Origin of the sequence: Haloarcula rubripromontorii, assembly GCF_001280425.1 — an archaeon.
In the GTDB taxonomy this organism is placed as follows: domain Archaea; phylum Halobacteriota; class Halobacteria; order Halobacteriales; family Haloarculaceae; genus Haloarcula; species Haloarcula rubripromontorii.
This window is the reverse complement of record NZ_LIUF01000002.1, coordinates 674,716-685,634: the sequence shown is the minus strand read 5'-3', so window position 1 is coordinate 685,634 and position 10,919 is coordinate 674,716. Positions and strand designations below refer to the sequence as shown.

Here is a 10,919-nt window from a genome sequence, read left to right as displayed (position 1 = left end):
TCTGCCAATTCTCGAAACAGCTGAAACGGTTAGATATTCAATCCAACACCGTCGGCTCTGCATACTATTATTATTCTCTGTTCAGTGTTGACTGATTAGTGAGAGCCCACGTTCTCATATGCCTGTAGTGAAATCAATCATTATTTAATTCTTAGACCGACGATACTGCACCATGTCAACGACCGCCTGTTTCTACATCGGATCTGCAACCGCATTTAATGTCGGCTTGACGACAAGGAATATCGGTCTGATGATGAACGACGATCTAGACCTCCACCTCGTCGGTACCGCGGTCAACGAACTCAACGCTGACGTACACGAACTATTCTCGGTCTACGGGACCGCGTACAATTCAACCCGAGTTGGCGGGATGCAAGCCCTCCACTCATATCTCCGTACACACGACCCAGATGTACTGACACATGTCGTACAGCCGCCTATTCATGGGACTATCGGAGCGACACTCGGTAGCCTGTACGATGTTCCCTTCGTGTACCGCTACAGCGGCGACAGGTTCTTTGAATACCGAGTCGCGTCCGACTTACAGTGCATTAAATTCTTTGCGGTCAACAACATGCTTGGACATCTCCCCATCGCCCTCTCTACAAAGTATATTACTCTTGGCTCGGCCGGGACTGATCGGTTGGTGTCCCTCTTTTTCGGACCGAACAAACGCGAGGTGGCCGAACTCCCGACGCCGGTGAATCTAGACCGGTTTTCCAACGTCGGGACGGAGTCGCCGTACGGTGTCGAGGGACCTATCGCCATATCAATCGGCAGAATAACTGATTTGAAGGGGGCCAAGTTTATCGAAGCGACCCTCCCCCGCCTGCTTACTCGCCGACCAGACCTGCATGTAGTGTTTATCGGCAGCAAACAAGATTCAATTGATGTTCCGCCAGCGCTGGAGCATCGGGTTTCTTTCACAGGCCCAATCGCTCCAGCAGCGGTCCCAAGATATTTGACATTCGCTAATGTACTGATCCACCCATCTCTTACCGAGGGCCTCCCCAGAGTCCTACTTGAGTCGCTCGCTTCGGGCACACCGGTCGTTGCTCGAGATGTCGGTGACGTGTCATCAGTTACTGAGAACACGTTCACCACGGCGGACGAGTTTCTCGATTTAGTTTCGCACTTCGAGTCACTCCCGGTTGATGACGTCAAAAAGTTCTCAACTGATGTGTTGCGCCAGAGATACGTCGACTTCTTTAGTTCGTTTGCCTGATCACTCGGCCGAAGTCGGCCATGGTCAGCACATCGATTTCACCCTGCTCCTGTCGTGCTCCAGCATAGGCAATAAACCGCTCAACGATGTCCCGCTGGTGAGCGTTCGAGAGGTCCCAAAGGTGAGACCAGACGTGCAGCGTGGCGTCCGACTGGATTGCCCTGTCGACGCCGCGGCAGAGCCGTCTGAGATGCCACTGTTTTCGAAGTGAGACCGGGATCAGCCTGAACACGGGGTGCGGGTCGAGCTGCCCCATCGACAGGTTCGGACACCCGAGCGAGATGTACGGCGTGCTCGGTGTGACGGCAGTTCCATCACAGATGCGTCCGTCACTCGGCTGGTAAGGGGACAAAGCATTGTGATACAGGCGCCGACCTACGTTCATCTGGATTAGCCGACACGGTTCGGGAGTGCGAACCGTGTCGATACCGTTCTGTTTGAGCACACGCTCGTGTGCTGAACTGTGACGCGGTGGGACGAACGCCCGCGACCACGGGATTCCAAACTCGTCGTGGGCGTCCTGAGCCCGTCGCAGTTCCCAGTCGACCGTTTCCGATGTCACCTCTCCACACGGCGTGTGCGAAAATGTGTGCGTGCATACGTCGTGGGGAACCGGGCTCGAACAGATTGCATCGATCATGTCCGGTGCATAGAACAGAGGGTCGGATTCAACGTCTGTCCCCGGATCAGCATCGAACCACCCGTCACCAGGACGCCCCTCATGGTTGCCATCGCACGCATCAAGCAAAAGATGTCCGACGACATCAAACGTAATGGGGACCTCGGCAGATTCACACCAGTCCAAGAGATTACTCAGCGTTCTTGTTTCGGTGCGTCGGTCTTCACTGAGGTGGTCATACTCGTTGAGGTCATGTTTTGCCCATCCGAGTTCCACTTCGAGGCTGATAACGACGCTTCCCGTCAATCTCACGCCACCTCGCTACTTTGCTGCGTCGTCCGCAGCGATTCCATGGTCTCCAGTATTGCTCTCGTCGATGACTCGATAGAATACTTTGCGAGGGCCTCCTCATCGTACGTTTCGAGTGGTTTCCACTCTGTTTCTTGAATTATTTCAGGCAGTTCGTCGACCGTTCCTGCGTGAAGGCGTGGGTAGTCAGTTTCTGGAATTGTCCCGACCGGCGTCGCGAACACATGCTTCCCCAGCGTGAGGCCTTCGTACACAACTGTCGGATGTGATTCGAAATCAGACGTGAGCAGTACGGCATCCGTCGCTGCGACAGTTTCGAGTGCCAAATCGTGCTCCAACACACCGGTAAAGCGAATGCGGTCGGAAAGCCCACACTGTTCGACCGTATTCTCGAGCTGATCGAACATCGGTCCGTCGCCGACGACCACAAGTTTATATCGGTCGGGAAGACCGGCGACGATATCAAGGGCCGTGTCGGGGTTCTTTAGAGGGACGAGCCTGCCTACGAAGCTGAGAATGATGTCGTCGCTGTCGAACCCCCATTCGCGTCGGAAAGCTTCTCTGTCGCTCGACTTGTCGGCCATGCGGATTGCTTCCGCGTTTACGATACCGGGTGTCGTTTCGACGTTGTTTCCCGCCGTTTGGATGACGTTCGCAACGCGGGAGGCCTGACAGTAGACGAAGTCCCCCAGCCAGAATCTGAAGTTGAGACGCTCAAGAAAAAATTTCGGCGTCCACTGGAACTCGGACCTCGCGGACGGCGTTCCACCGACGAAATTCACGACCGGAACGTCTTTGAACCGAGAGAGTACCTTCGCAACCCAATGTAAGGAGAGGGAACTCGCATATATCCCGTCGACATCATTCCGACTAAACCAGCGGTACGCATAAAAGAACGTGTACAGCGAAAACGCGATCCGGTACAACACCGCGTGCGGTTCATACCCCTCTGCTGATTCTGGCTTCGCACGCATTGGTCGATGAATCTTCACTCCATCAACCTGGCTTAAACATCGTGTCTCGCTCGTCTTCGCCGTGAACACTGTGACGTCGTGCCCGTCTTGTGCAGCGACCTGGCAGATTCTCCACTGTAATAATGCACCTCCGTTGATCGCGGGATAGAAGTCCTCAGCAAATACAGCGAGTTGCATACTGGTGGTTCGATGTTTTGGAAATATATGTCTGTCCATGCGATACTGGTCCCTCTCACTGTAGATTTACGCTGTGGGAAGGGTATCATCCTCGGATTTCGAACCGGAGCCCGACAATCAGCCGTTTAGGGTCGCGAAGGAGGTCCGGTACGGAAATCGCTATCACAAATCTCATAATCCGCTCCAGCAAAGTCTCTCTCACCTTGGCTCGTATTCTGGTACTTTGTTCTCGGCTTCCGTATCCGCTCACTGGGGGTGCGAAGCTCCGGATGTTTTACACAGCCCGCGAACTCGCCCGGGAGCACGATGTTGAATTACTCGTCATCGATCAAGAACCAATCGACGAATCGGCTGTCAAGGCGCTCAGAGCGGAGTTTGAAGCCATCCACCTCTTCACTTATTCCAACTACAAATTCTATCTTAACACGCTACCGGGGCTTGCCTCTTCGAAGCCGCTTCAAACGCATTATTATAGATTCGATGAGGTCGATGCTTGGCTCGACGATCACGCCCACAGGTTTGATCTGCTCCACTGTAACCACGTTCGGACGACCGAGTACGCGTTCGGTCAGTCGCCTCCAGTGACCGCGGACCTCGTAGACGCGATATCTCGGACCTATCGCGAAGCCTCGAAGGACGCGACTGGACTTTGGCGCGCGATCTATCCGGTCGAATGGCGGCGACTCAGGAAGTACGAGCGGTCCGTCGCGAATTCCTTTGATCACTCGTTCATTATCACGGAGGCGGACCGCAACTTTGTCACCGGTCGGCAGTCTTTTTCATCGCTCTCTATCCTCCCGAACGGCGTGAAGCCAGACCTCATCGGACGAGGGTCCAATGAATTCAGGACTGCACCCAATGATCCAAGGATTGTCTTTCTCGGAAAGATGGATTACTTCCCGAACGAAGACGCCGCATTGTACTTTATAGAGGAAGTTTTTCCCACCATTCGGTCCAAGTACCCTACTGCCGAGTTCCAAGTCGTTGGAACAGATCCAAGCGACCGAGTCGCATCAACAGACGCACGCCCGGGCGTGACGGTAACAGGGTTCGTGAATGACCCTGCAGAGTATCTTGATCGCGCTGACATCGTCGTCGCGCCGATGCGACACGGATCCGGGCTCCAGAACAAAGTCCTTGAGGCGATGGCGCTGGGACGGCCCGTCGTCGCTACCCCACTCGCAAGGGAAGGAATCAACGCGTTAGACGGGAAGCATATCGTCATTTCAGACAACGCGACAGAATTCGCCAACGCCATCCATCAGCTACTTTCCGACGCTAATAAACGCCATGCTATCGGCACCGCCGCCAGAACACTGGTTGAGCAGCGGTATACATGGCCCCAAATCGGATCTGAGCTACGCGATCGCATTTCGACTATCCTCGATAAGCACGCCGGTGTGGAGTGAGCGAGCTAAGCGAGTACTTTTTGTCGTAGCGTTTTGCAATCATTAATGACACCCCTCGCCGTGCTATTTCAAGTATTTAAACCCGGCTGAAGACAACAGTCGTGAACTAATAGTTCTAGAAGAATCAGTCAAGTCACTTTCAGACGCAGCGGACGCTGAGTACTTCAACCCTAGCCAACTTGTCCTGAGTGATGGTCGCTTCCCAAACCTGTCAACAGACAGTACTTTGCCGGCGAATATGAGATTAGGAGACACAACAGCATTCTCCATTTCGAGAACTACGTCAGAATCACCATTTTGAGCGACCCATTCCATCGAGCTTGATGAGACAGCTGATAACTTGGAGTGTGAATTAGCATTTTAATGCATTGCATAGTCTTCACGCATTCGGTTAATTACAGAAGATTTTATTTAGGAAACAACGGGCTGGATATCTACGCCACCCCTTATAATCGTATCTAATTACGCGTAATAAAACCACTATGAACTCGAAGGATCTTGTAGGCCGTCCGGGATACTCCTTTTCGTTGTCCTCAGTTATCAGCGCCCCCGTCCTTGCACACTTCAATCGCCTCCCACGGGGCGGCCACCGCTGTCTGCAGCGCGAGATTCATCAGCAAATGAACCAACTATTTTATTAAGGGCTGAGGATGAAAGCCCGCAGACTGATTGAGGGACTACAGTGAGTCTCAGTCGACGAGCACAGCGTCTATGTGTGCCAAACTACTATTTCGGTAACGAGCGACATCAATGCTGTCACGTGTGCTACTCATCTAAGATAACTTCTCTGAGCGGGAAAAATAAAGCCGAAGCAGTTGTTCAGAGGACGGAGCGAAATTAAGGAAGTCCAGATATTCTACCGCTCTACCCGAACATCTGGCGCATCATCGGATGCATCTCCATGAGCTGCTCTTCAGCGATCTCCTCGTACAGCTTGTACGTGATGGAGACTGTCAGCAGCAGCCCAGTACCGGAGACGCCGCCGATGGTACCCAGCATGTTGGCCATCACGGCGAGCAGTCCGACCAAGGCCCCACCGATGACGGTCACTTGCGGGATATATCGCTCAAGGACCTTTTCGATGACGCCGACGTTCTGACGGAAGCCGGGGATCTGCATCCCGGAGTTGTGGATCTGCTTGGCCGTCGCCTCCGGGCCCATGTCGGTGGTTTCGACCCAGAACACGGCGAAGATAGCGCCGCCGACCAGCATGACGAACAGGTCGATACCGACCCGAGTCAGAATCTGCCAGACCGGTTGGGCCGTTCCTTCGAGCCACCACATCCAGTCGCCACGGCTCTGAACGGGGGCAAGGAAGTAGAACAGACCGCCGGTTGGCTGGCCGTTGGCGTACGTGCCGAGGAACGCTGGCATCGAGCCCAGCTGGGCGTTCAGGATCCGGCCCAGGAACTGGATATTCGCCTGCAGCGCCCGGACAAGGATCATCGGCAGGACGCTCGCGTAGATGAGCTTGACCGGGAACCGGCCACGGGCCCCTTTCACGCGGGCGTTCGACAGCGGGATCTCGACACGGACCGATTCGGCGTAGACGACCACTGCGAAGATGAGGACTGTCGTGAACAGCCCCAGCAGTTCGCCTTGGAGCAGCACGGTCTGGAGGCCATCAGCAGCCAGCACTGGTCCGGTACCGCGCTGGCCGGTGATGAACAGGTACCAGGTGTAGATGATCCCCTCGCTGTTCCCGAGGAACGGGGCCGTCAGGAGGCCACCGACAAGCCGTTGGCTCACGCCGGCGACAATGAACAGGCCGATACCGGAGCCGACGCCCCATTTGGAGATGACCTCGTCCATAAACAGGATGAGGACACCGCCGACGAACATCTGGGCGAAGATGAGCCACTGGACACCGGCCGTGCCGATACCCAGTGAGTTCGCGACCGCTGTGTCAGCCGGGAGGAAGCCGCCGGCAAACACCATCGGGAGCCCGGTGAGACAGATCATCACAAGTACCAGCAGCTTCTGGAGCCCCTGATACAGGATCTGATCTCGCGGATCGTCTTGGGTGTTCAGCCCGAGCAGGTCCGCACCACCGAGGAGCTGTAACACGATGGACGCCGTAACGATCGGACCGATACCCAGCTGCATGATACTCCCCTGGCCGGAGGCCAGAATCGAGGAGAAGCGCCCGAACACCTGTTGACTGGCGTCGATGTCCAGCCCGAACAGCTTCACGTTCGTCAGGAAGAAATACAGCAGGAGCACGCCCCCTGTCCAAGTGAGCTTGCGCTTGAACGGGACGTGTCCGTCCGGCCGCTGGACTGCGGGCATCCGGACAAGCAGTGGTTCGGCGGTGTCCTTCCAGCTCATCGTTCGTTATTCCTCGTCCGCGTCCGCGTCGTCGGTTTCTTCGGCCTCGGCCTGGCGCTGCTCGCCGAGGTCGGTCAGTTCGACGCTTCCGCCTGCGGCTTCGACTTTCTCGCGAGCGCCCTCGGAGAAGTCGTCGGCGATGAGCGTGAGTTCGTGGCGAACCTGGCCGGCACCGAGGACCTTCACGTAATCGGCGTCGTCGGCCTCTTCGACCACATCACGGACATCGACGCGGAAGCCACCGTCTTCGACTTCGGCGACGTCGTCGGCGGCCAGCAGCGTGACGTTCTCGTCGATCTCGCGAACGTCGATAGTTGCGGCCTCTTCCTGCACCTTCTGCGGGCGCTTGAAGCCGCTCTTGCCGAGCGGTTCGTGGTTGTGGAACTCGTGTTTGTCACGGCCTGCGGCACCGCGACCGCCGCGGTGACCGGCACCACGTCGGTTCTTGTGCGAGCCGCCGCCGTGCGTACGTGAGCCGCGCTGTCGTTTCTTTTTACTCGTCATTATCGCATCGCCTCCAGGAGGTCGTCGATTCCCTCGGTGTCGTGTTTCCCGAGCTGCCCGCCCTCCTTGACGGGGTGTTTGACGCCGTCATGGCCGCCGCGAGGCGGGTGCAGACGGAGCGTCGGGGACAGTCCCTGCTCGCGCAGCGTCGTCTCCTCGGAGAGGAGCGCGAACGCGAGCCCGGAGATGTCGTCGTAGTCCGTGTTCTCGGCGACCCACTCGTCGTCCACGTCGGCGTCGCCCTCAAGCGGCTCGGCGCGCGTGGCCAGAATCGTCTCCAAGGTGTCCTGGCTCGGCTCACCGAAGGCGACGAAGTCGTTGACCTTCGTCACCATGCCGCGGTAGGCGTCCGTCTCAGGGACGAGCGTGCAGTGGTTCACGTGGTGGATGTTGAGCATCTCCAGGGTGTCCTGGATGTCGCTGTGCATGTTGACTTCGCCACGGAGCTGGACGAGCGCGTGCATCACTCGATCACCTCTCGCTTCTCGAAGGTTCGTTCGGGGACGCGCGCCTCGGCCGTGTTCTGCAGGGCGTTGAAGGTCGCCTTCGCGAAGTTGACCGTGGTACGCGTGTTCCCGCTACTGCGTGTCCAGATGTCCTCGATACCGGCGAGTTCGAGCACCTTGCGGACGGTCTCTCCGCCCGCGAGGCCCAGCCCGCGCGGGGCCGGCTGCAGCTCGACTTCGACGCTCCCGGCCTTGCCCTCGGTGCGCAGCGCGACCGTGTGGGGACGGCCACAGCCACACTCCCAGGACCCACAGCCGCGGGAGACATCGATGATGTTCAGCTTCGCGATGTCGATAGCTTTCTGGATGGCACCGCCGACCTGATCGTCACGCCCTTCGGCGTAGCCGATGAGGCCGTCGCGGTTGCCAACGGCGACCACGCAGCGGAACTTCACGCGGCGGCCGGAGTCTGTCATCCGCTGGACCATGTTGATGTCCAGCACTTCGTCTTCCAGATCGGGAACGAGCTGGTCGACGACTTCCGATTCTTTCAGCGGGAGTCCGGAGTTCAGCGCCTCCTGCATGGAGTCGATTTCGCCCTCGACAACCTGCTTGCCGAGGCGTGTCCGTGGCTCCCATCCGTTGTTAGCACTCATAGTTCGATGTCACCGTCCAGTAGGGTCTCGCGGAGCTCGTCGAAGTGCTCCGGGAGGTCTGCAGCGTCGAAGTCGCCGCTGTACAGCGGCTCGTCGAGCTGCTCGTCGTACTCGGCGATGTGGGCACCGCGCGTGCGCTGCCAGTCGGCGAGTACGTCGTCGTTGTGCGGAATGTCCAGGCCGGCGTCGATTGCGCCTTCCTGTATTGCGAATACTTTGCTTCCGGGGGTCGGGCTGTTGAGTCCGATGTCGAGCACTGCCTCCTCGATGCCCGCTTCCTGTGCGCGAAGCCCGGCGAGCAGACCGGTGAGGTAGGCCGAGGGCATGTTGCCCGTCGGGGCCTCCCAGCCGTACTCGGCGAGGTCGCTCGAGTGAGCGGACGCGAGAGTGTCGTCGCCGTTGGGGCCAAGCGTCACCAGCTGCGCCCTGACGTGTTTATTGCTCTTTCGAGCAACGAGACGTGGCTTACCGGATTTCAACAGGCGCAACCGCTGATGGTAATCGGTTCTGGCCTCGCGGCGTCGCCGCATCGGTACTTTATATCGTGGTCCTGTCGCCATTATGCGTCACCGTGATTTGCGTCGATGTAACGTTCGAGATCGGCAACGCTGTCGAACTCGCCACCGCCGGCCTTGTCGTACAGGTCGCGGTACTGCGAACTCGAAAGCGTTCCCTCGTCACGCAGTTCGCGCAGCTTCGTCCGCTGTGCGCGGATGCGTGACTCCCAGTCCTCCTTGGAGTTCTGCCGTGCGCCTGCCTTGCCCTTCCGGGAGCCGGCTCCCTTCTGGTGGCCGTACGCACGCTTCTTCTGGCGCTCCCGGGCGCGTCCACGGGAGTTGCCTTTCTTGTCTTTCGCCTGAACGGCGCCCTCATCGACCAGTTCGCGAACGTCCTCGCGGGTGATCGCGTCGGCGATGTCGCCCTGTCGCTCGGGGTCGAACCAGACGCGGTTCTTCCCGACGTCGAGGACGTCAGCCGCGAGTCGCTTCTGTGCAGAGAGATCAGTCATCACTCACTCACCTCGACTTCGACGTAGGTGGGGTTGAGAACGCGGATACCCGCGTCCTCGGCTTCCTCTTCGATTCGCTCGCGCTTGCGAGCACCGACCTTTGAGGCGATCCGAACGGCCTCAGTGTCGCCGTCGACGCCTTCGAGGTCGTCCACGTTGTGCACGCGGACCTCCTCGAAGCCGGACGGGTGCTTGCCGCGAACCGCGGTCGGCGAGCGGAAGCCTGCCTCGACCGTGTCGCCCTTGCCCTTGATGCCGCGGCGCTGCTTCGAGAGCTGGCCGCGGGGCTTGCGCCACGAGGTCGAGACGCGCTTTTTCTTGTGGTGGTCCTGGCGGTTGAACTGCGGCTTGCCGACCCGGTGTCGCTGGGTCAGTAACCGCGCCTCCTCGTCGGAGAGGTCCGGCGTCTTGTCGGTGAGCCCGCGAGCCTGGAGTTCCGTCTCCACGTCCTCGTCGGGCGCTTCTTCGCCGCCTTCCTCTTCGACTTCGGCTTCGGTCTCGGAATCGACTTCGAGTCCGCCGACATCGGCCTTGATTCGGGCCGCCAGCGCGTTCCCGATGCCACTGACATCGGCGAGCGCGGACTGGTCGGCACCGCGAACGTCTTCGACCGAGTTGAACCCGGCCTCGCGGAGCGATTCCGCCTTGGACGGGCCAACGCCGCTGATGTCGGTCAGCTCGGTGTACGCTTCCTCTGCTTCGACGTCTTCTTCGTTGTCCGCCATCAGGCGTCACCTCGGTTCGGTTTTCGGGTGATGTACACCCCGTCCTGGAACACGCGCACGTCCTTGTCGTTGATGCGCGTGAGCTGTTCGATGTCCGCAGCGGTCTGACCGACGGCTTCGATGTCGGGACCGCTGATAGTCAGCTCCTCACCGTCGATTTCGACGTCCGTATCGCCGTGGATCGTCGTGCGGCGGGGGGCCTTCTCGCCCAGGAAGTTCTCGATGACGACTTCGTCACCCTCGACGTCGACCTGCATCGGGAAGTGAGAGTAAAAGACCTCCATACCGTACTCCCAGCCCTCGGTCACGCCGTGGAACATATTCTCGATGTGGCTCTGGAAGGTACCGATCGTCGACATCGTCTTGGCGTTGTCCTCGTCGGACTCGATGACGACCGTGTCGCCGTCGACGGACACGTCGATGTCAGGGTACCAGAGCCGACGCGTGACGCTGCCGTTGTCCCCCTCGACGGTGATGTCGAGATGGTCCTGCTCGGCGTCCACGTCCTCCGGAATCTCCAGTTCTACTCGTGGCATTG

At 58.4% G+C, this 10,919-nt stretch carries 12 protein-coding genes; 2 read left to right on the top strand and 10 right to left on the bottom strand.

The window, feature by feature from the left end; translation table 11 throughout:
• Positions 1–172: 172 nt before the first annotated feature.
• Positions 173–1,225 (top strand): glycosyltransferase family 4 protein, encoded by a 1,053-nt coding sequence (locus AMS69_RS08735; protein WP_053967668.1) that lies wholly within the window; start codon positions 173–175, stop codon positions 1,223–1,225.
• Here the strand turns inward: AMS69_RS08735 and AMS69_RS19620 are convergent.
• Together AMS69_RS19620 and AMS69_RS08725 are read right to left on the bottom strand one after the other, a co-directional pair.
• On the bottom strand, positions 1,209–2,120 hold the full coding sequence (locus AMS69_RS19620) for a polysaccharide deacetylase family protein (protein ID WP_077067773.1): 912 nt from the start codon (positions 2,118–2,120) through the stop codon (positions 1,209–1,211). The genes AMS69_RS08735 and AMS69_RS19620 overlap by 17 nt on opposite strands.
• Before the next feature lie 32 nt (positions 2,121–2,152).
• A complete protein-coding gene (locus AMS69_RS08725) occupies positions 2,153–3,304 on the bottom strand; it encodes a glycosyltransferase family 4 protein (protein ID WP_077067772.1) in 1,152 nt (383 codons plus the stop codon).
• Between the two features lie 269 nt (positions 3,305–3,573).
• Between AMS69_RS08725 and AMS69_RS08720 the strand changes: the two genes are divergently transcribed.
• Entirely contained in the window at positions 3,574–4,713 is a 1,140-nt protein-coding gene (locus tag AMS69_RS08720) for a glycosyltransferase (protein WP_053967665.1), read from the top strand.
• Positions 4,714–5,577: 864 nt separating this feature from the next.
• Here the strand turns inward: AMS69_RS08720 and secY are convergent.
• Genes secY through AMS69_RS08680 form a run of 8 tightly spaced genes read right to left on the bottom strand, consistent with a single transcriptional unit; the run spans position 5,578 to position 10,917 of the window.
• Positions 5,578–7,041 (bottom strand): preprotein translocase subunit SecY, encoded by a 1,464-nt coding sequence (gene secY / locus AMS69_RS08715; RefSeq protein WP_053967664.1) that lies wholly within the window; start codon positions 7,039–7,041, stop codon positions 5,578–5,580.
• A gap of 6 nt (positions 7,042–7,047) precedes the next feature.
• Positions 7,048–7,545, bottom strand: coding sequence for an uL15m family ribosomal protein (locus tag AMS69_RS08710; protein WP_053967663.1), 498 nt, complete (start codon positions 7,543–7,545; stop codon positions 7,048–7,050).
• Positions 7,545–8,009, bottom strand: a complete 465-nt coding sequence (gene rpmD, locus AMS69_RS08705) for a 50S ribosomal protein L30 (RefSeq protein ID WP_053967662.1) — start codon at positions 8,007–8,009, stop codon at positions 7,545–7,547. The genes AMS69_RS08710 and rpmD overlap by 1 nt, the downstream gene beginning before the upstream one ends.
• Positions 8,009–8,647, bottom strand: a complete 639-nt coding sequence (locus tag AMS69_RS08700; RefSeq protein ID WP_004957374.1) for a 30S ribosomal protein S5 — start codon at positions 8,645–8,647, stop codon at positions 8,009–8,011. Before AMS69_RS08700 ends, rpmD begins: the two co-directional genes overlap by 1 nt.
• Positions 8,644–9,207, bottom strand: a complete 564-nt coding sequence (locus AMS69_RS08695) for a 50S ribosomal protein L18 (protein ID WP_049944128.1) — start codon at positions 9,205–9,207, stop codon at positions 8,644–8,646. Before AMS69_RS08695 ends, AMS69_RS08700 begins: the two co-directional genes overlap by 4 nt.
• Positions 9,207–9,656: a 50S ribosomal protein L19e gene (locus AMS69_RS08690; RefSeq protein WP_008312924.1), complete on the bottom strand. Its 450-nt coding sequence runs from the start codon at positions 9,654–9,656 to the stop codon at positions 9,207–9,209. Before AMS69_RS08690 ends, AMS69_RS08695 begins: the two co-directional genes overlap by 1 nt.
• Positions 9,656–10,381, bottom strand: coding sequence for a 50S ribosomal protein L32e (locus tag AMS69_RS08685; RefSeq protein ID WP_053967661.1), 726 nt, complete (start codon positions 10,379–10,381; stop codon positions 9,656–9,658). Before AMS69_RS08685 ends, AMS69_RS08690 begins: the two co-directional genes overlap by 1 nt.
• Positions 10,381–10,917, bottom strand: a complete 537-nt coding sequence (locus tag AMS69_RS08680; protein ID WP_004591564.1) for a 50S ribosomal protein L6 — start codon at positions 10,915–10,917, stop codon at positions 10,381–10,383. The genes AMS69_RS08685 and AMS69_RS08680 overlap by 1 nt, the downstream gene beginning before the upstream one ends.
• Positions 10,918–10,919: the final 2 nt, after the last annotated feature.

Excerpts from the sequence above, each read along its gene's own strand:
- AMS69_RS08735 (WP_053967668.1), top strand. The coding sequence starts at position 173 with ATGTCAACGACCGCCTGTTTCTACATCGGATCTGCAACCGCATTTAAT.
- AMS69_RS08725 (WP_077067772.1), bottom strand. The coding sequence starts at position 3,304 with ATGCAACTCGCTGTATTTGCTGAGGACTTCTATCCCGCGATCAACGGA.
- AMS69_RS08720 (WP_053967665.1), top strand. The coding sequence starts at position 3,574 with ATGTTTTACACAGCCCGCGAACTCGCCCGGGAGCACGATGTTGAATTA.
- secY (WP_053967664.1), bottom strand. The coding sequence starts at position 7,041 with ATGAGCTGGAAGGACACCGCCGAACCACTGCTTGTCCGGATGCCCGCA.
- AMS69_RS08710 (WP_053967663.1), bottom strand. The coding sequence starts at position 7,545 with ATGACGAGTAAAAAGAAACGACAGCGCGGCTCACGTACGCACGGCGGC.
- rpmD (WP_053967662.1), bottom strand. The coding sequence starts at position 8,009 with ATGCACGCGCTCGTCCAGCTCCGTGGCGAAGTCAACATGCACAGCGAC.
- AMS69_RS08700 (WP_004957374.1), bottom strand. The coding sequence starts at position 8,647 with ATGAGTGCTAACAACGGATGGGAGCCACGGACACGCCTCGGCAAGCAG.
- AMS69_RS08695 (WP_049944128.1), bottom strand. The coding sequence starts at position 9,207 with ATGGCGACAGGACCACGATATAAAGTACCGATGCGGCGACGCCGCGAG.
- AMS69_RS08690 (WP_008312924.1), bottom strand. The coding sequence starts at position 9,656 with ATGACTGATCTCTCTGCACAGAAGCGACTCGCGGCTGACGTCCTCGAC.
- AMS69_RS08685 (WP_053967661.1), bottom strand. The coding sequence starts at position 10,381 with ATGGCGGACAACGAAGAAGACGTCGAAGCAGAGGAAGCGTACACCGAG.
- AMS69_RS08680 (WP_004591564.1), bottom strand. The coding sequence starts at position 10,917 with ATGCCACGAGTAGAACTGGAGATTCCGGAGGACGTGGACGCCGAGCAG.